Annotated in this window: 15 protein-coding genes; 2 read left to right on the top strand and 13 right to left on the bottom strand. The window is 71.2% G+C overall.

The features are described from left to right. Nucleotides 1-4: 4 nt before the first annotated feature. The 3 genes from ACK8GG_RS01970 to ACK8GG_RS01960 form a co-directional block, all read right to left on the bottom strand. Nucleotides 5-1,204 carry a Dyp-type peroxidase gene (locus ACK8GG_RS01970; RefSeq protein ID WP_440354448.1) on the bottom strand — a complete coding sequence of 400 codons (1,200 nt, stop codon included), beginning with the start codon at nucleotides 1,202-1,204 and terminating at the stop codon, nucleotides 5-7. 17 nt (nucleotides 1,205-1,221) lie between these two features. After that, entirely contained in the window at nucleotides 1,222-1,782 is a 561-nt protein-coding gene (locus tag ACK8GG_RS01965; protein WP_440354314.1) for a copper chaperone PCu(A)C, read from the bottom strand. A 76-nt stretch (nucleotides 1,783-1,858) separates the two neighbouring features. Further along, entirely contained in the window at nucleotides 1,859-3,451 is a 1,593-nt protein-coding gene (locus tag ACK8GG_RS01960; RefSeq protein WP_440355382.1) for an MFS transporter, read from the bottom strand. Between the two features lie 118 nt (nucleotides 3,452-3,569). Between ACK8GG_RS01960 and rarD the strand changes: the two genes are divergently transcribed. Beyond that, the gene (gene rarD / locus ACK8GG_RS01955; protein WP_440355381.1) at nucleotides 3,570-4,493 is read left to right on the top strand and encodes an EamA family transporter RarD; all 924 of its coding nucleotides are present in this window, start codon (nucleotides 3,570-3,572) and stop codon (nucleotides 4,491-4,493) included. A gap of 46 nt (nucleotides 4,494-4,539) precedes the next feature. On the opposite strand, the gene ACK8GG_RS01950 is transcribed toward rarD, so the two are convergent. After that, entirely contained in the window at nucleotides 4,540-5,322 is a 783-nt protein-coding gene (locus ACK8GG_RS01950; protein WP_440354317.1) for an IclR family transcriptional regulator, read from the bottom strand. Between the two features lie 148 nt (nucleotides 5,323-5,470). Here ACK8GG_RS01950 and ACK8GG_RS01945 point away from each other — a divergent pair, with 148 nt between their 5' ends. Then, nucleotides 5,471-6,667: an MFS transporter gene (locus ACK8GG_RS01945; RefSeq protein ID WP_440355380.1), complete on the top strand. Its 1,197-nt coding sequence runs from the start codon at nucleotides 5,471-5,473 to the stop codon at nucleotides 6,665-6,667. 62 nt (nucleotides 6,668-6,729) lie between these two features. On the opposite strand, the gene ACK8GG_RS01940 is transcribed toward ACK8GG_RS01945, so the two are convergent. From ACK8GG_RS01940 to ACK8GG_RS01900, 9 genes are all read right to left on the bottom strand, one after another. Next, complete coding sequence (locus ACK8GG_RS01940) at nucleotides 6,730-7,809, bottom strand: polyprenyl synthetase family protein (protein ID WP_440348559.1); 1,080 nt, start codon at nucleotides 7,807-7,809, stop codon at nucleotides 6,730-6,732. An 84-nt stretch (nucleotides 7,810-7,893) separates the two neighbouring features. After that, entirely contained in the window at nucleotides 7,894-9,447 is a 1,554-nt protein-coding gene (gene nuoN, locus ACK8GG_RS01935; RefSeq protein WP_440348560.1) for an NADH-quinone oxidoreductase subunit NuoN, read from the bottom strand. Nucleotides 9,448-9,481: 34 nt separating this feature from the next. Then, a complete protein-coding gene (locus tag ACK8GG_RS01930; RefSeq protein WP_440348561.1) occupies nucleotides 9,482-11,011 on the bottom strand; it encodes an NADH-quinone oxidoreductase subunit M in 1,530 nt (509 codons plus the stop codon). Between the two features lie 61 nt (nucleotides 11,012-11,072). Continuing rightward, on the bottom strand, nucleotides 11,073-12,989 hold the full coding sequence (nuoL, locus tag ACK8GG_RS01925; RefSeq protein WP_440349212.1) for an NADH-quinone oxidoreductase subunit L: 1,917 nt from the start codon (nucleotides 12,987-12,989) through the stop codon (nucleotides 11,073-11,075). Between the two features lie 48 nt (nucleotides 12,990-13,037). Next, nucleotides 13,038-13,337 carry an NADH-quinone oxidoreductase subunit NuoK gene (nuoK, locus tag ACK8GG_RS01920; RefSeq protein WP_440348562.1) on the bottom strand — a complete coding sequence of 100 codons (300 nt, stop codon included), beginning with the start codon at nucleotides 13,335-13,337 and terminating at the stop codon, nucleotides 13,038-13,040. Nucleotides 13,338-13,383: 46 nt separating this feature from the next. Further along, nucleotides 13,384-14,151: an NADH-quinone oxidoreductase subunit J gene (locus ACK8GG_RS01915; protein ID WP_440348563.1), complete on the bottom strand. Its 768-nt coding sequence runs from the start codon at nucleotides 14,149-14,151 to the stop codon at nucleotides 13,384-13,386. Next, the gene (gene nuoI, locus ACK8GG_RS01910; protein ID WP_440348564.1) at nucleotides 14,148-14,732 is read right to left on the bottom strand and encodes an NADH-quinone oxidoreductase subunit NuoI; all 585 of its coding nucleotides are present in this window, start codon (nucleotides 14,730-14,732) and stop codon (nucleotides 14,148-14,150) included. Before nuoI ends, ACK8GG_RS01915 begins: the two co-directional genes overlap by 4 nt. A 1-nt stretch (nucleotide 14,733) precedes the next feature. After that, a complete protein-coding gene (gene nuoH, locus ACK8GG_RS01905) occupies nucleotides 14,734-16,125 on the bottom strand; it encodes an NADH-quinone oxidoreductase subunit NuoH (protein ID WP_440349213.1) in 1,392 nt (463 codons plus the stop codon). Beyond that, the gene (locus ACK8GG_RS01900) at nucleotides 16,125-18,596 is read right to left on the bottom strand and encodes an NADH-quinone oxidoreductase subunit G (RefSeq protein ID WP_440354319.1); all 2,472 of its coding nucleotides are present in this window, start codon (nucleotides 18,594-18,596) and stop codon (nucleotides 16,125-16,127) included. The genes nuoH and ACK8GG_RS01900 overlap by 1 nt, the downstream gene beginning before the upstream one ends. Nucleotides 18,597-18,635: the final 39 nt, after the last annotated feature.

Below are 18,635 nucleotides of genomic sequence, written 5' to 3'. Positions count from 1 at the left end.
GTGACTATTCGAGCAGTTGCCGGCCGATCCAGTCGCCGGTTCGGCAACCGGGCGCGATGGCGAAGACCGCGGAGCCGATCGGCACTGTCCACTCGTTGAGCAGGTCCGCCTCGGCCAGGCGCTGCTGGATCGGCAGGAACTGCCGGGCGATGTCCGCCTGGTACGAGGCGAAGATCAGCCCGCTGTCGGCGGTCCCGTCGGCGGCGGGGGCGGCGTCGTAGTTGTAGGTGCGGCGCAGGATCTTCTGGTTGTCCTCGCCGACCCGGGCCCGGGTCAGGTGCGCGAAGTCGGGGATGACGGTCAGCCCGTTGGCGTGCCGGGCGGCGAAGTCCGGCTCGTCGTGTTCGCTCGTGCCGGTCAGCGGCGCGCCGGTGTCGAGCCGCCGTCCGACGACCAGCTCCCGTTCGGTGCGCCCCAGCAGGTCCCACCCCTCCAGGTCCATCCGGATGCGCCGCAGCACCAGGGTGGTGCTGCCGTACAGCCAGGGTTCGGGCTCGGTCCGCCAGACGGCGGTGTCGAAGGCCGGGGTGCCGGCGGCCGGGTTGGCCGTGCCGTCGAGCTGGCCGAAGAGGTTGTGCTGGGTCTGCGTGGGGTCGGTGATGCCGCGCCCCCGGCGGAAACCCTGCTGCACCCAGCGCACGGTGGCGAAGGGGCGGGCGTCCTTGACCAGGACCCGCTGGGCGTGGGCGACGGTCATCGCGTCGTCGGCGCAGATCTGCAGCAGCAGGTCCCCGCCCGACCAGGCCGGTTCCAACCGGTCGATCGCGAACGCGGGCAGCGGCGCCACCGACTCCGGGCGCCGGTCGTCACGCCCGGCCGCGGTGTAGAACCCCGGGCCGAAGCCGAAGGTCACGGTCAGCCGGGCCGGCAGCAGCGCCAGCTCCGCCTCGGTGTCGGCGAGCGCCGGCTCGCCGCGGGTCAGCCGGGCCGCGTCGTCGCTGAGCAGACGCAGCATCCGCGCCAGCGTCTCCCGGTCGGCGCCGGGCCGCAGCGTGAACGCCACGAACGACGCGTACGCCTGGGCGATGGTGGCGACGCCGGCCTGCCGCTCGCCGTGGAAGGGCTCGACGTCGGTGCCGTACTGGGCGACGGGAACCGGCCCGGCGCCGGGCCGGCCGCCGGTGGCGGCCGCGACGGCGCTGCCGGCGGCGAGCGCGCCGCCGGCGACGAGGGCACCGCCGGTGAGCAGCCGGCGGCGGCTCACCGCCGGCCGGTCAGCGCTCACCCGTGGCTCGGGGCGTAGCTCTCCTGCGCCCCGGCGAACGGCTTTGCGACAGCGGTGAACTCGACGGTCCGCCCGTCGGCGAGGGTCAGCGTGATGACGATCTCCTCGCCGGCGCGGATCGGCCTGCTCAGCGCCATCAGCATCAGGTGGTCGCCGCCCGGTTCGAGGGCGAGTCCGTTGTTGGGTTCGATGACGAAGCCGCCCTCCTTCTGCGACATCGACATCGCGCCGTCGTGGCCGGCGCTGGTGCCGTGCAGCTCCACCGGGGAGATGTCGGTGCTGGCGCTCACCACGGTCACCGGGACGTCACCGCTGTTGGTCAACGCCCCGAAGGCGGCGGTCATCCCACCCTCGGCTGCCTTCACCCAGGGGTCGTGCACGGTGAGCACGCTCGCGGCGTCGCCGCCGGCCTGCTCGGTGCCCGGGGCGGCGCTCGTGCTCGGGTCGGCCGTTGCCGGGGAGTCCGACGAGCCGCAGCCGGCCAGGCCGAGCAGCAGCGCGGCAGCAGCCGCCGTCACGGCCATCGGGACGCGGCGCCGCCGCAAGCTGTACGACATGAATCCTCCACACGGCAGGGCAGGTGACAATCCTTGGTCGCCCTGGCCGGCGGGGAAGTTCCCGTGGTGACCCGCCTCACGCGACGGGGGCCGGCTCCTCCTCCTCGGCGGGGGCGGGCCGGCGCTTGGCGTTGAGCCCTGCCAGCGCGACCACGAGGGCGACGAGCAGCAGGGCGCAGCCGCCGATGAAGGCGGCGCTGTAGCCCTGGGTGAGGGCGTCGGCGGCCCGGGCCAGCAGCCCCGGGTCGCCGGCCGCGCGGGCGGCGAAGAAGACCTGGCCGGCGTCGGGGAGCGCGTTGTTCGCGGCGGTGGTCGAGATGGTCGCCAGCACCGACAGGCCGAGGGCGCCACCGATCTGCTGGGCGGTGTTGAGGATCGCCGAGGCGATCCCGGAGTCCTCGCGCGCCACCCCGGCGACGGCGCTCAGCGTCAGCGGCAGGAAGGCACCGCCGAGCCCGAGCGCGGTCAGGAACATCGCCGGCATCAGGTGCAGCGTGTACGACGAGTCCGGCGTGAGCCGGCTGAACCAGAACATGCCGATGGTGCCGAGCAGCATCGCCCCGGCGACGATCACGCGACTGGGGAAGCGGGCGACCAGACGCGGCCCGAGGATGCCGGCCGAGACCATCATGCCGGCGCTGTACGGCAGGTAGGCCAGGCCGGCGCGCATCGGGCCGAAGTCCAGCACCTGCTGCATGTAGAGGGTCAGGAAGTAGAAGGAGGCGAACATCGCCGAGCCGACGAAGAGGATGGTGGTGTAGGTGGCGGCGCGGTTGCGGTCGCGCAGCAGCTTCAGCGGCAGCATCGGGTGGGTGCTGCGGGCCTGGATGACCAGGAAGAGCGCGAGCAGCACCGCGGCGACGGCGAAGCAGCCGAGCGTGACCCGGTCCCCGAAGCCGGCTTCCCCGCCACGGGTGATGGCGTACACCAGGCTGACCAGACCGGCGGTGCCGGTGATCGCGCCGGGCACGTCGAGCCGGCCCCGGCCGCCGGTGCCCTCGGCGAGGATCCGGGTGCCGAGCAGCACGCCGATGCCGATCGGGATGTTGACGAACATGACCCAGCGCCAGTTCAGCGCGTCGGTGAGCAGGCCGCCGAGGAGCAGTCCGACGGTGGAGCCGATGCCGGCCATCGCGGCGTAGACGCCGAGCGCGCGGCTGCGGGCCGGCCCTTCGGCGAAGGTGGTGGCGATCAGCGACAGCGCGGTGGGGGCGATGATCGCCCCGCCGACGCCCTGGAGCACCCGGGCGGCGATCAGCAGTTCGACGTTCGGGGCGAGCCCGCCGAGCAGTGAGGCGATGGTGAAGACCACCAGGCCGATGCGGAACATCCGGCGGCGGCCGAAGATGTCGCCGGCCCGGCCGCCGAGCAGCAGCAGACCGCCGAAGGCGAGCGCGTACGAGGTGATGACCCAGGTCAGCGCCGAGGGGGCGATGGTGAAGTCGCGCTGGATGCTGGGCAGGGCGATGTTCACGATGGTGCCGTCGAGGACAACCATGAGCTGGGCTGCGGCGATGACGAAGATCGCCAGTCCGGCGTGGCGTTCGGCCGGTGTGGTCGGGGCTGTCTCGGCCGAGGTGGTCTTGCTGGCGTACGCCATGGTGTCTCCGGGGCTGAAGGTGGCGGTGGTGGCGTCCCCGGCGGAAGAGCGACGGCCGAGCGATGCCAACCGAGCCTACGGATTTGCTCCTCGGCAAACTCGGGACTTTGCGGACAGCCGGGGTGACAATCGCCACCGGGGATCGCCCCCGTGACATCCGCGGCGCGAAGGCGGTGAACCTGTACCGATGAGTACGCTCCGCCTCGGCTACCTGTACGGCTTCGGCGCGTACCTGATCTGGGGTTTCTTCCCCATCTACCTCAAGGCGCTACGGCCGTCCGGGCCGGTGGAGATCCTCGCCCACCGGGTGCTCTGGTCGGTGCTCTTCGTGGCGCTGCTGCTGGCCGTCGCCCGCAACTGGCGGTTCCTGCGGGAACTGCTGCGCCGGCCGCGGGTGCTGGCGGGGATCTGCTTCGCCGCCCTGCTGATCGGCGTCAACTGGGGCACCTACATCTACGGCGTGAACGCCGACCGGGTGGTGGAGACCGCGCTGGGGTACTTCATCAATCCGCTGGTCACCGTCGTACTCGGAGTGGTGGTGCTGCGCGAGCGGCTGCGGGTCGCGCAGTGGGCCGCGGTCGGCCTCGGCGGGCTGGCCGTCGCGGTGCTCACCGTCGACTACGGCCACCTGCCGTATCTGGCGCTGGTGCTGGCGTTCAGCTTCGCCGGGTACGGCTTCATCAAGAAGCGGCTCGGGCTGCCGGCCGCACAGGCGCTCTTCATCGAGTCGGCGGTGCTCGCCCTGCCGGCGTTGGGCTATCTCGGCTGGCTGGCCTGGCGCGCGGAGTCGACCTTCGGGCAGATCTCGACCGGGCACACCCTGCTGCTGGTGGCGGCGGGCGCGGCCACCGCGATTCCGTTGCTGCTCTTCGCCGGGGCGGCGAACCGGCTGCCGATGACCAGCCTCGGGATCCTGCAGTACATGACGCCGATCCTGCAGCTCGGCTGCGGGGTGCTGATCTACCACGAACCGATGCCGCCGGCCCGGCTGGCCGGCTTCACCCTGGTCTGGCTGGCGTTGCTCGTCTTCACCGTCGATGCGTTCCGGACGACCCGGCGCAGCCGGGCGGCGCGCCGGGAGGAGTCCGCACCGGCCGGCGCGCCGGCGTGAGCCTCGGCCGTCGCCGACGTCTCCGGCCGCGGTGTCGTGCCCGGCCTCAGGCGTCGGCGACGAGGCCGTCGGCGACGCCCCGGGCGACCGCGAGCAGCTTCGCCCGGACCAGCCGGGCGGAGTTCATCATCTCGCCGGCCGGCAGCGCGCAGGCCACCACGACCCGGCGCTCCAACTCCTTCTCCGGGGCGACCAGCACCGCCGCGCAGGCGACGCCGGCCCGGAACTGTCCCAGCTCCACGTGCATGCCGCGCCGCTCACCGGCGGCCAGGTCCGCCTCCAGCGCCTCGATCGAGGTCAGCGTCGCCGGGGTGAACGGCCGCATCCCGAAGTCCCGCAGATAGCGGAACCGCTGCTCGGCGCCGAGCGTGGCCAGCAGCGCCTTGCCCAGCGCCGTGGCGTGCGCGCCCTCGTCGAAGCCGGGCACCAGATCCTCGACGTACGGTGAGCGCAGGCCCTCGGAGACCGAGGTGATCGCGACCTGACCGCCGACGAAACGGCCCAGGTAGTGGCTGTAGCCGCTCTCCAGCGCCGCCCGGCGCAGCGCCTCACCGACAGCCGGCGGCCCACGGAAGGCGGCGACGAGTTCCCGGTACCGGTCGGCGACCTCCATGCCGACGACGTACGTGCCGTCCTCGCGGCGGATCACGTAGCCCTCGTACGCCAGGGTGCGGACCAGGTGGTAGGTGGTCGCCACGGTCAGGTCGCAGCGGCGGGCGATCTGCTTGACCGTCAGGCCGCGCGGGGCGCGGCCGACCGATTCGAGCACCCGCAGCGCACGCGAGACGCTCCGGATGAGATCCGAAGGTTCCGCCAGGGGGTCGCGCACAACCACCTCCGCCGCCGGGGTCTACACCATATGAAACCGGGACCGTCGATGTAACGGTCACAGATCGAGGATGCCAGATATTTCACCACGATGGGTACACCGGCGGACACGTTGGGTGCGGAAATCGGCGGCGTAGGATGGAATAGTCATGATCAAAAGCCCTGTCGCCACCCCTTTGGCCCCGCCGGTCCGGCGGCCGACGCAGGTCGGCGGCGCGGCGATCGCCACCACCATCGCCTGCGTGCTGCCGGTCTTTCTGGTCGGCGGACTCGCCGTGCAGATGAGCGCCGACCTCGGCTTCTCCCCCGCCGGGCTGGGACTGGCGGTGGCCGTCTACTTCGGCGTCAGCGCCCTTGCCTCCGTCCCCTCCGGCGCCCTCGTCGAACGTTACGGCCCGAACGTCGTCGCCCGCGCCGGCATCCTGCTCGCCGCCGCGTCGCTGCTCGCCATCGCCGTCGCCGCCCGGACGTACGCGCTGCTGGTGCTCCTGCTCGCCATCAGCGCCACCGCCAACGCGCTCGGCCAGCTCGCCAGCAACTCGGCACTCGCCCAGCACGTCCCGGCCAACCGGCAGGGCTTCTTCTTCGGCCTGAAACAGGCCGCGATCCCCACCTCCACACTGCTCGCCGGCGCCGCCGTGCCAGCGGTCGCACTCACCGTCGGATGGCGCTGGGCGTTCGTGGCCGCCGCGGCGGCGGCGCTCACCGTCCTGGCGCTGGTGCCCGCCCAGGCACGCGGCGCCGGACGCCGGCTCAGCGCCCGGGAAGGTGGCCGGGTCCCGGGAGCCCTGTTGATCGTCGGGCTGGCGGCCTGTCTCGCCGCCGGGGCCGCCAACGCCCTCGGCACCTTCCTCGTCGACTCCGCCGCCGGCCGCGGCCTGGACCCCGCACTGGCCGGGCTCACCCTCACCCTCGGCAGTGTCGTCTGCCTCGTCGCCCGCATCGGCGCCGGCTGGCTCGCCGACCGCCGTGCCGACGGCCACATCGCGCTGATCGCCGCGATGCTGATCGTCGGGGCGGCGGGCCTGGCGCTGCTCGCCCTGGACGGCACCGCGCCGCTGGTCGCCGGGGTGGTGCTCGGCTTCGGGCTCGGCTGGGCGTGGCCCGGGCTGATGAACTTCGCCGTGGTGCGGCTGCACCCGCAGGCACCGGCCGCCGCCACCTCGATCACCCAGACCGGGGTGTACGCCGGCGGCTGTGTCGGCCCGCTCGGGCTGGGCGCCGTCGCCGCGACACTGGGCTACCCGGCGATGTGGACGGTCGCCACCATCTCGATGGTGCTCGCCGCGGCCCTGATGCTGGTCGGCAGCTCAGCGCTGCGCCGCCGGTCCCCGGCCACGGCCTGACCCCGCACCGTTGGGGTGCGCGGGAGGGCGGGCCTGCGCGCCGGATCAGCCGGTGCGCCGGATCAGCCGGTGCGGTCGGCGATGAAGGTGCAGAGGGATTCGAGGGCGTACCGGGGAGAGGTCTGCGGCAGCGGGGCGAGCTGCTCACGGGCCTTCTCGGCGTAGCCGCGGACCGTCTCGCGGGCCCGCTCAAGCGCCGGCGACTTGCGCAGCAGACCGAGCGCCTCGGCGTGCAGGTCGTCGTCGGTGACCGGACCGGCGGCGAGGATCTCGCGCAGCCGGACGGCGTCGGCGTCGCTCTCGGTCGACTCCAGTGCGTAGAGCACCGGCAGGGTCGGCACGCCCTCGCGCAGGTCTGTGCCGGGTGTCTTGCCCGAGTCGGTGGACTCGGAGGCGATGTCGAGCAGGTCGTCGGAGAGCTGGAACGCCACCCCGAGCGTCTCGCCGTACGCCGCCAGCGCCGCCGTCTGCTCGCGCGTCGCCCCGCCGAACATGCCGCCGAAACGGGCCGAGGCGGCGATCAGCGAACCGGTCTTGTCGGCGATGACCGCCAGGTAGTGCGCGACCGGGTCCTGCCCGGCGCGCGGGCCGACGGTCTCGGCGATCTGGCCGTGCACCAGCCGCGCGAAGGTGCGCGCCTGCAGCCGGACCGCTTCGGTGCCCAGATCCGCGGCCAGGTCGGCCGCGCGGGCGAAGAGGTAGTCGCCGACCAGGATGGCGATCGAGTTGCTCCAGCGGGCGTTGGCGCTGGGCGCCCCCCGCCGCACCTGGGCCTCGTCCATCACGTCGTCGTGGTAGAGCGACGCCAGGTGGGTCAGCTCCATCACCACCGCCGCCGGCACGACCAGCGGCGCGGTGGGGTCACCGAACTGCGCGCCGAGCGCCACCAGCAGCGGCCGGAACCGCTTGCCGCCGGCGTCGACCAGATGCCGCGACGCCTCCACCACCAGCGGGTCGGCGCTGTCGATGCTCTCGCGCAGTTCGACCTCGACGGCCGCCAGCAACCCCAGTACGGAGTCTTCGACGCGCTGGTCGACCAGATCGAGACCGAGCGCGGCGAAGCCGTACTGGCTCGTGCTGGCCCGGCTCCGGCGACCGCCGGAACCGGGTGCACCTGTCTGCTGGTCAGCCGGGTTCACCACGGGCTCAACCTTGCCACATCGCAGCCGGCCGGCCGCCGGGGGGAGCCGTCAGGTGACGGCCGCCCCACGGCCCCCGGTGACAGCTCATCGCAGGAAGCTGGCAGCGCCGTTGGCGAGGTCCAGCAGCGGTCCCGGCGCGACGCCGAGCAGCAGCGTCGCCAGGACACCCACGGTCAGCGCCGCGGCGGTCAGACCACCCGGCGTCGCCACGCTGGGCGTGGACTCGCCCGGCTCGGAGAGCCACATCATCACCACGACCCGCAGGTATGGGAAGGCCAGGATCATGCTGGTGAGCACACCGGCGATGACCAGCCAGATCTCCCCGGCCTCCGCGGCCGCCGCGAAGACGGCGAACTTGCTGGTGAACCCGCTGGTCAGCGGGATACCGGCGAAGGCCAGCAGGATGAAGGTGAAGATGCCGGCGAACAGCGGCGAACGCCGTCCCAGCCCGGCCCAGCGGGACAGGTGGGTCGCCTCGCCGTCGGCGTCGCGGACCAGCGTCACCACGGCGAACGCGGCGAGCACCGAGAAGCCGTACGCGGCCAGGTAGAACATGGTGCCGCTGAGCCCGGCCTCGTTGAGCGCCAGCACACCGACGAGCAGGTAACCGGCGTTGGCGATCGAGGAGTACGCCAGCAGCCGCTTGATGTCGGTCTGGGTAACCGCCAGCACCGAGCCGATCAGCATGGTCAGCACCGCCAGCACCCCGAGCACCGGGACGAAGTCCCAGGCGGCACCGGCGAAGGCGACGTAGAAGACCCGCAGCAGGGCGCCGAAGGCGGCGACCTTCGTGCAGGCGGCCATCAGCGCGGTGACCGGGGTCGGTGCGCCCTGGTAGACGTCCGGGGTCCAGACGTGGAACGGGGCGGCGGCGGCCTTGAAGAGCAGGCCGACGGCGACCATGGCCATACCGGCGAAGAGGATGACCTCGCTGCGGGCCGAGTTGCCGACCGCGTTGCTGATCGTGGCGAAGTCGACGCCGGCGCCCGCGCCGGCCACTCCACCGGTGTAGCCGTAGACCAGGGCGATACCGAAGAGGAAGAACGCCGAGGCGTACGCGCCGAGCATGAAGTACTTCAGCGCGGCCTCCTGGCTCAGCAGCCGCCGGCGACGGGCCAGCGCGCAGAGCAGGTAGAGCGGCAGCGAGAAGACCTCGAGCGCGATGAACATCGTCAGCAGGTCGTTCGCGGCGACGAAGAGGAGCATGCCGGCGACGGCGAAGCTGGTCAGCGGGTAGACCTCGGTCGCACCCCGGCTGTTCGCGGTCTGCCGGCGATCCTCCGCCGAGTCCACCACGATCGCGGCGCGGGCGACGAACGCTCCGCCGTGCTCGATGGCCCGCTCGCCGATCAGCAGCAGCGCCAGCAGCGCGAGCACCAGGATGGTGCCCTGCAGGAAGAGCGCCGGCCCGTCGATGGCGATCGCGTTCCCGGCGGTGATCACCTCACCGCCGGCGTTGCGGACCACCATGACCAGCGCGGCGAGCATCGCCACGCCCGCGGCGACCAGCTGGACCGGGTGGCGCAGGCGGCGGGGCACGAATGCTTCGACCAGCACGCCGACCAGGGCCGCACCCAGCATGATCAGCATCGGAGCGAGTGCCGCGTAGTCAATCGCCGGCAACTTCAGCTCGGTCATCGGAGGTGCCGCCTTTCGTTAGCGACTGCGGTGTTCACTGTTGAGCCTCCTGAACGCCCACGGTCGGCGCCGGGTCCGTGGCCCCGATGTCCTGCATCGTCGCCTCGACCGCCGGGTTGATCACATCGAGCACCGGCTGCGGGTAGAAGCCGAAGAGCAGGATCAGCGCGATCAGCGGCGCGACAACGGCCTTCTCCCGCAGGCTGAGGTCCTTCTTCATGGCCTCGATCTGCGGCAGCGCCGGGTTGAGGGTGCCCTGCGTGGTGCGCTGCACCATCCAGAGCACGTACGCCGCGGCGAGGATGATCCCGAGCGTGGCGATCACCGCCACCGGCTTGTTCACCGTGAAGGTGCCGATCAGCACCAGGAACTCGGAGACGAACGGGGCGGTGCCCGGCAGGGCCAGCGAGGCCAGACCGGCGAAGAAGAAGACCCCGGCCAGCAGCGGCAGCAGCTTGCCCGCGCCGCCGAAGTCGCTGATCAGCGCCGAGCCGCGGCGGGCGACCAGCATGCCGACCACCAGGAAGAGCAGACCGGTGGCGAGGCCGTGGTTGAGCATGTAGAGCACCGCACCGGTGCCGGCCTGGGTGGTGAAGGCGAAGATGCCGATACCGATGAAGCCGAAGTGGGCGATCGAGGTGTAGGAGACCAGCCGCTTCAGGTCGTTCTGCCCGATGGCGACGAGGGCGGCGTAGATGATGCCGACCAGCGCCAGGGCGATCGCGTACGGCGCGAACCAGCGCGACGCCTCCGGGAAGAGCGGCAAGCAGTAGCGCAGGATGCCGAAGGTGCCGACCTTGTCCAGGACGCCGACGAGCAGCGCCGCGGCGCCGGCCGGGGCCGCGCCACCGGCGTCGGGCAGCCAGGTGTGGAACGGGAAGAACGGCGCCTTGATCGCGAAGGCGATGAAGAAGCCCAGGAAGAGCCAGCGCCCGACCCCGGTCTGCATGTCGATCTCGGTCAGCTTCGCCCAGTCGAAGGTGTTGCCACCCACGACCCAGAGCCCGATGACCGCGGCGAGCATGAAGAGACCGCCGACGAGCGAGTAGAGGAAGAACTTCACCGCGGCGTACTGGCGCTGGTGGCCACCGAAGCTGCCGATGAGGAAGTACATCGGCACCAGCATGACCTCGAAGAACACGTAGAACAGGAAGATGTCGGCGGCGGCGAAGACGCCGATCATCGTGGTTTCGAGGACGAGCAGCAGCGCGAAGTAGACCGGCACGGAACGCTTGGAGCGGTCCGCGTCGTGCCAGGAGGCCAGGATCACCAGCGGCACCAGCACGGCGATCAGCATCAGCATGACCAGCGCGATGCCGTCGGCGGCGAAGGTGAAGTTCACCCCCCAGGCGGGGATCCACGGGTACGACTCGTGGAACTGGAACCGGTCACCGCCGGCGGAGAACGAGAACCACATGAAAACGGCGAGCGCCAGGACGGCCAGAGACCATCCGAACGCCACCTGCTTGGCCAGCTCGGGGCGACGTCGCGGCAGGAAGGCCACGACCAGGGCGCCGACCAGGGGCGCCACGGTCAGCACCGAGAGGAAGGGGAAGTCGGACATTATTTGGCCTTACCTCCGTCGTCAGTGCACGGTTCGCCGGCGGCCGGCGAGTAGCGCTTTGTCATGCCGTCCACCCCGCCTGCACGGCCAGGAAGGCCGCGAGCACCAGCACAGCGCCGGCGAGGACCGACATGGCGTACGACCGGACGAAGCCGGTCTGCAGGCGCCGGAGTCGTCCGGAGCCGCCGCCGACACCGGCGGCGAGGCCGTTGACCAGGCCGTCGATGCCCCTGTTGTCCAGGTAGACCAGGGCCCGGGTGAGGAAGACACCCGGCTTTTCGAAGACCGCCTCGTTGAAGGCGTCGGTGTAGAGGTTGCGCCGGGCGGCGGTGACCAGCACGCCCGCGGGCTGCTCCTGCTCGGCGGTGCCCTTGCGGAAGAGCAGGAACGCCAGGCCGGCGCCGAGGACGGTGAGCGCCAGCGACAGGATCGTCACCGCGGTGTGCGACAGCACGCCGTGCGCCTCGGCCTCGCCCGTGCCGACCACCGGGGCCAGCCAGTCGGGAACCGAGGTGGTGAGCAGGAAGCCGGCGCCGATGGAGCCGATGCCGAGCAGGATCAGCGGGATCGTCATCAGCGGCGGCGACTCGTGCGGGTGCTCGATGTCGGAGGTCCAGCGCTTCGGGCCGTGGAAGGTCAGCACGAAGAGCCGCGTCATGTAGAAGGCGGTCAGTCCGGCGCCGAGCAGGGCCGCGCCGCCGAAGAGCCAGGCCGTCCAGCCCTCGCGCTCGAAGGCGGCCGCGATGATCGGCTCCTTCGAGAAGTAACCGGAGAAGGGGAACATGCCGATGATGGCGAGCCAGCCGGCCCCGAAGGTCAGCCAGGTGATCTTCATGTACTTCGACAGGCCGCCGAAGCGGCGGATGTCCACCTGGTCCTTCATGCCGTGCATGACCGAGCCGGCGCCGAGGAACATGTTGGCCTTGAAGAAGCCGTGCGCGAGCAGGTGGATGATCGCCAGCGCGTACGCGCCACCGCCGAGCCCGACGCCGAGGAACATGTAACCGATCTGGCTCACCGTCGACCAGGCCAGGACGCGCTTGATGTCGTCCTTGGCGGCGCCGATGATGCAGCCGATCAGCAGGGTGAGCGCACCGACGCTGACGACCACCAGCTGCAGCGTCTCGTTCGCCGAGAAGATCGCGTTGGAGCGGGCGATCAGGTAGACGCCGGCGGTGACCATCGTCGCGGCGTGGATCAGGGCCGAGACCGGGGTCGGGCCCTCCATCGCGTCGGGCAGCCAGGCCTGGAGCGGGAACTGGCCGGACTTGCCGGCCGCGCCGAGCAGCAGCAGCAGACCCATCACCAGCACGGTGCCGCCGGCAAGCGCGCCGACGTTGCTGAAGACCTCGTCGTACTGGGTGGTGCCGAGGGTGGCGAACATGATGAAGATCGCGATCGCCAGGCCGGCGTCGCCGACCCGGTTCATCAGGAACGCCTTCTTACCGGCGGTGGCCGCCGCGGGCCGCACGTACCAGAAGGAGATCAGCAGGTACGACGCCAGGCCGACGCCCTCCCAGCCGAAGTAGAGCATCACGTAGTTGTTGCCGAGCACCAGCAGCAACATCGCGGCGACGAAGAGGTTGAAGTAGGCGAAGAAGCGCCGACGTCCCGGGTCGTGCTTCATGTACTCGACGGCGTAGAGGTGGATCAGGAAACCCACGCCGGTGATGAGCAGCACGAAGACGGCGGCCAGCGGGTCGAAGAGCAGACCGAAGTCGACGCGGAAGTCGCCGACGGCGATGAACTCCCAGAGGCTCTGCTCGACGGAGCGGTTGGTCAGGCCGCGCAGCTGGAAGAAGAGGGTCGCGCCGAGCACGAAGGAGGCACCGACGGCGGCGACGCCGAGCCAGTGGCCCCAGCGGTCGGCACGGCGGCCGAGCAGGAGCAGGATGGCCGCGCTGATCAGCGGGATCGCGATCAGCAGCCAGATGCCGCTGAGCAACCCGCTCGCCGGAGCGAATTCGACGGCTGCCAGCGGTGCGGCCGTCGGGTCCGTGAGAAATGCGTCCACCGGTAGGCCCCTTTAGTACTTGAGCAGGTTGGCGTCGTCGACGCTCGCGGAGCGCCGAGTCCGGAAGATCGACATGATGATCGCGAGACCGATCACGACCTCGGCCGCGGCCACCACCATGACGAAGAACGCCATGACCTGGCCGTTGAGGTCGCCGTTGATCCTGCTGAAGGTGACCAGCGCCAGGTTCGACGCGTTCAGCATCAGCTCGATGCACATGAAGAGCACGATCGCGTTGCGCCGGATCAGCACCCCTGCCGCGCCGATGCTGAACAGCACGGCGGCGAGGATCAGGTAGTAGTCGGGCGTCATCGCTGGACCGCCTTTCGGTCGCGACCGGAGGTACGCGTAAGGGTCGTCACTTCTCCGTCCCCTTCGGCTCGCGTTCGGCCTGGGTCAGCTCCCGCGGCGCCATGATCTGCGGAACGCTCACGTCGGAGATGGTGCCGTCGGGCAGCCGGCTCGGGGTGGCCACCGAGGAGGAGGTGGCGAAGACACCGGGGCCGGGCTTCGGGCCGGGGTAGTTGCCGGGCGCGAAGCGGGCCTTCATCTGGTCCACCTGCGTGGTCCGCTCACTCTTGCGCCGCTCGATGTAGGCCAGCACCATCGCGCCGACCGCGGCGGTGATCAGCAGCGCCGAGGTCACCTCGAAGGCGAAGACGTACTTGGTGAAGAGCAGCGAGGCGATGCCTTGCACGTTGCCGTCGGCGTTCGCCGCTTCCAGCCCGACCGCCGGGACGTCGCCCAGCGAGCGGTGCAGGCCGGTGGCGAGCAGGCCGGCGAGGCCGACGCCGAGCAGCAGCCCGGCGATGCGGTGCCCGCGCAGCGTCTCGATCAGGGAGTCGGAGGCGTCCCGGCCGACCAGCATCAGCACGAAGAGGAAGAGCATCATGATCGCGCCGGTGTAGACGATGATCTGCACCATGCCGATGAAGGGCCCGGCCTGCACCACGTAGAAGGCGCCCAGGCTGAGCATCGTCAGCACCAGCCACAGCGCGGAGTGCACCGCGTTGCGGGAGAGCACCATCCCGAAGGCCCCGAGCAGGGCCAGCGGGGCCAGGACCCAGAAGGTGATCTCTTCGCCGGTGGAGACCCCACCGGCTGCCGCGAGCACCGCGTCCGTCATGACGCCTCTCCCGTGCTTCCCGAGCCGTCGACCGTGCCGGTCTCCGACCAGGGCGCGCGCTCCGCGCCGGCCGAGGTACCGGGGTTGGTCAGCGCCCCGATGTAGTAGTCCTTCTCCGTGTCGCCGAGCCGCATCGGGTGCGGCGGCTGCTCCATACCGGGCAGCAGCGGCGCGAGGAGCTGCTCCTTGGTGAAGATCAGGTCCTGCCGGGAGTCCCGGGCCAGCTCGTACTCGTTGCTCATGGTCAGCGAACGGGTCGGGCAGGCCTCGATGCAGAGACCGCAGAAGATGCAGCGGGCGTAGTTGATCTGGTACGTCTTGGCATAGCGCTCACCGGGCGAGAAGCGCTCGTCCTCGGTGTTGTCACCACCCTCGACGTAGATCGCGTCCGCCGGGCAGGCCCAGGCGCACAGTTCGCAGCCGATGCACTTCTCGAGGCCGTCCGGGTGCCGGTTCAGGATGTGCCGCCCGTGGTAGCGCGGCGCCGAAACCGGCGGTTTGAACGGGTACTCGGTGGTGATGACCTTCCGGAACATGTGGGAGAAGGTCACACCGAACCCCTTGGCGAAGCCGAATGCCATCTCACACCTCCTTGTCGGCCGAGCCGGCCTGGTCGTCGGTCGATGGAGTGGACCCGGTGTCGCCACCGGCCATCGCCGGCTCGCGCTCGGCGACGGTGCGCCAGGTGCGCGGGCTGGCCGGGACCTGCAGGTCCAGCGGGGGCACCGGGTAGCTGCCCGGCGGACGGTTGGCCAGCTGCTCGGCCAGGTCCGGCTCCGGCGCGGCCTTGCGGGCCGGCCAGAGGAAGGCGACCAGCAGGATCAGGATGACGATGGCACCGATGATCAGGTTCCGGGTGCCGGTGGCGACGTCGGAGCCCTGAAGGGTCCGGATGCCGGCCAGGACCACGATCCAGAGCAGGCTGATCGGCAGCAGGACCTTCCAGCCGAAGCGCATGAACTGGTCGTAGCGCAGCCGGGGCAGCGTGCCCCGCAGCCAGATGAAGCCGAAGAGCAGCAGCAGCACCTTGCCGAGGAACCAGAGCAGTGGCCACCAGCCCTCGTTGGCGCCGTCCCAGATGCTGATCGGCCACGGTGCCCGCCAGCCGCCCAGGAAGAGCGTGGTGCAGACCGCCGAGACGGTGATCATGTTGATGTACTCGGCGAGGAAGAACATCGCGAACTTGAACGACGAGTACTCGGTGTGGAAGCCACCGACCAGCTCGGACTCGGCCTCGGGCAGGTCGAAGGGGGCCCGGTTGACCTCACCGATGGCCGAGATCGCGTAGATGACGAAGCTCGGCAGCAGCAGGATCGCGAACCAGCCGGGGGCGGTCAGCTCCAGTCCGAAGAGCTGGAAGGGGTTGCCGTTCTCCTGCGCCCGGATGATCTCCGAGGTGCTCATCGTGCCGGCGGTCATGAAGACCGCCACGATCGACAAACCCATCGCGACCTCGTACGAGATCATCTGGGCGGTGGAGCGGAGCGCGCCGAGCAGCGGGTAGGTCGAGCCGGAGGCCCAGCCGGCGAGCACCACGCCGTAGACGCCCATCGAGGCGCAGGCGAGGACCACCAGCACCGCGACCGAGGTGTCGGTCACCTGCAGCGGCGTCTGGTGCCCGAAGATCGACACCATCGGGCCGAGCGGGATCACCGAGAAGGCGGTGAAGGCGCAGACCGCCGAGATCACCGGGGCCAGGAAGTAGACGATCTTGTCCGCGGTGAACGGAATGATCTCTTCCTTGAACGGCAGCTTGAGGCCGTCGGTCAACGACTGGAGCCAGCCGTTCGGGCCGACCTGGTTCGGTCCGGGACGGACCGCCATCCGGGCGACGACCTTGCGCTCGTAGTTGATCGTGAACAGGGTCAGCAGCAGGAGCAGGACGAAGACGCCGACGACCTTGATCGCGGCGATCCACCAGACGTCCTTGCCGAAGTCGGCCAGGGTCGGGCTTTCCGCCAGGTAGGTGGTGATCACCGGACCGCCTCCTTGGAAGTCTGCTGCGGGAGCTGCGACGCGGCGGCCCCGGCGGAGATCGTGACAATGGCACCCGAGGTGACCCCGAGGGTGCGGCGCACGGTGGCCCCGGGCGAGTTCGTCGGCAGCCAGACCACCCCGTCCGGCATCTGGGTGATCTCGGCGGGCAGGGTCAGCGCACCGCGGTCGGTGCCCACGGTGACGGCCTGGCCCTCGGCGACGCCGAGCGTCTCGGCGGTGCCGGCGCTGAGCCGGACCACCGGCGGCCGGGCGGTGCCGGCCAGGTGCTCGTCGCCGTCGGTGAGGCTGCCCAGGTCGACCAGCTGGTGCCAGGTGGCGAGCACCGCTTCGCCGGCGCCCGGCTGCGGCACCGCGACCGGCTCCACGTCGCCGAGCCGGGCCCGGTCGCTGCGGGTGGCCGGCAGGGCGCCGAGTTCACGCCGGATGCTGAGGACGTCACCGGTGCCGAGCGAGACGCCCAGCTGTGCGGCGATCGCGTCCAGGATCCGGGCGTCGGGCATCGCCGTGGTGTGCAGCACCGCCTCGAAGGGCCGCAGGCGGCCCTCCCAGTCGAGGAAGCTGCCGGCCTTTTCGACCACCGGGGCGACCGGGAAGACCACATCGGCGCGGCGGGAGACCGCACTGTTGCGCAGTTCGAGGCTGACCAGGAACGGCACCCGCTCCAGCGCCTCCTCGGCGAGCCTCGGGTCGGCCAGGTCGGACGGGTCGACCCCGGCCACGACCATGGCGCCCAGCTCACCGGCGGCCGCCGCCGCCAGGATGGCGTCGGTGTCCCGGCCGGCCTGGCTCGGGATGGCGCCGGTCGGCAGGTCCCACGCCTCGCCGAGCTCCGCGCGGGCCGCCGGCTCGGTGACCAGCCGCCCACCGGGCAGCAGGTTCGGCAGGCAGCCGGCGTCGACAGCACCCCGGTCGCCGGCGCGCCGCGGCACCCAGGCCAGCTTCGCGCCGGTCCGCGCGGCGACCTCCGCCGCGGCGGTGAGCCCGCCGGGGACCGAGGCGAGCCGCTCGCCGACGATCAGCACCGCGCCCGGGGCGCTCAGCGCCTCGGCGACGGTGTCGTGCTCGCGCAGCACCTGCGCCTCCTCGCCCGGGATGACCCGGGCGAGCTTGGCGCCGAGCTTCTGCAGTCCGCGGGAGGCGAACGGCGCCACCGCGTAGACCTTGAGGCCCTTCTTGAGGTACGCCTTGCGCAGCCGCAGGAAGAGGATCGGGCACTCCTCCTCCGGCTCCAGGCCGACCATCACCACCGCCGGGGCGTTCTCGACGTCGTCGTAGGTGACGTCGGTGCGCCCGGCCACGGTCGCCGCCAGGAAGGCCGTCTCCTCCTTGGAGACCGGCCGGGCCCGGAAGTCGATGTCGTTGGTGCTCAGCGCGACCCGGGCGAACTTGCCGTAGGCGTAGGCGTCCTCGACGGTCAGGCGACCGCCGGTCAGCACACCGATGCCGGTGCCGCCGTCGCGTGCGGCGCGCAGCCCCTCGGCCGCCACCGCGAACGCCTCACTCCAGGATGCCTCGCGCAGCTCACCGGTTGCCCGGTCGCGTACCAGCGGGGTGGTGAGGCGGTCGAAGGCCTGGGTGTAGCGGAAGCCCCAGCGGCCCTTGTCGCAGTTCCACTCCTCGTTCACCGCCGGGTCGTCGCCGGCCAGCCGGCGCAGTACCTTGCCGCGCCGGTGGTCGGTGCGCATCGCGCAGCCGGCCGAGCAGTGCTCGCAGACGCTCGGGCTGGAGACCAGGTCGAACGGGCGGGCCCGGAAGCGGTACTGGGCGCCGGTCAGCGCCCCGACGGGGCAGATCTGCACGGTGTTGCCGGAGAAGTACGAGTTGAAGGGGACGTCCCCCTCGGTCTCGCCCTCGGCGCCGTACGCCTCGTCGCGGTAGATGTTGATCTCTTCGGCGCTGGAGCGGCCCATCAGGTCGATGAACTTGTCCCCGGCGATCTCCTCGGAGAAGCGGGTGCAGCGCTGGCAGAGCACGCAGCGCTCCCGGTCCAGCAGCACCTGGCTGGAGATCGGCAGCGGCTTGGGGTACTCCCGCTTGTGCTCGTGGAACCGGGAGTCGGTCCGGCCGGTGGAGAGCGCCTGGTTCTGCAGCGGGCACTCACCGCCCTTGTCACACATCGGGCAGTCCAGCGGGTGGTTGATCAGCAGCAGCTCCATCACACCGGTCTGCGCCTTCTTGGCGACCTCACTGGTGAGCTGGGTGCGGACCACCATGCCGTCGGCGACCGTCTGGGTGCACGAGGCGACCGGCTTGCGCTGTCCCTCGACCTCCACCAGGCACTGGCGGCACGCGCCGGCCGGGGCCAGCAGCGGGTGGTCACAGAACCGCGGGATCTGGATGCCCATCTCCTCGGCGACCCGGATGACCAACGCGCCCTTCGGCGCCGTCACCTCGATGCCGTCGATGGTCAGGGTGACGGTGTCGGTCTTCTTGGCTACGTCCGTCATCGGAGCCGCCCTTCATTCGCGACTGCGGGACTCGGTGCG

It is taken from the genome of Melissospora conviva (assembly GCF_049523535.1).
Classification (GTDB): Bacteria; Actinomycetota; Actinomycetes; order Mycobacteriales; family Micromonosporaceae; genus Melissospora; species Melissospora conviva.
Note: the sequence above shows the minus strand (reverse complement) of the source record. Positions and strands in the feature narration are given on the sequence as shown.

Bases quoted from the DNA above. Each gene is read 5' to 3' on its own strand.
- ACK8GG_RS01900 (WP_440354319.1), bottom strand. From the start codon at position 18,596: ATGACGGACGTAGCCAAGAAGACCGACACCGTCACCCTGACCATCGAC.
- nuoK (WP_440348562.1), bottom strand. From the start codon at position 13,337: ATGACGCCCGACTACTACCTGATCCTCGCCGCCGTGCTGTTCAGCATC.
- nuoI (WP_440348564.1), bottom strand. From the start codon at position 14,732: ATGGCATTCGGCTTCGCCAAGGGGTTCGGTGTGACCTTCTCCCACATG.
- ACK8GG_RS01945 (WP_440355380.1), top strand. From the start codon at position 5,471: ATGATCAAAAGCCCTGTCGCCACCCCTTTGGCCCCGCCGGTCCGGCGG.
- ACK8GG_RS01915 (WP_440348563.1), bottom strand. From the start codon at position 14,151: ATGACGGACGCGGTGCTCGCGGCAGCCGGTGGGGTCTCCACCGGCGAA.
- ACK8GG_RS01965 (WP_440354314.1), bottom strand. From the start codon at position 1,782: ATGTCGTACAGCTTGCGGCGGCGCCGCGTCCCGATGGCCGTGACGGCG.
- nuoN (WP_440348560.1), bottom strand. From the start codon at position 9,447: ATGACCGAGCTGAAGTTGCCGGCGATTGACTACGCGGCACTCGCTCCG.
- rarD (WP_440355381.1), top strand. From the start codon at position 3,570: ATGAGTACGCTCCGCCTCGGCTACCTGTACGGCTTCGGCGCGTACCTG.
- ACK8GG_RS01930 (WP_440348561.1), bottom strand. From the start codon at position 11,011: ATGTCCGACTTCCCCTTCCTCTCGGTGCTGACCGTGGCGCCCCTGGTC.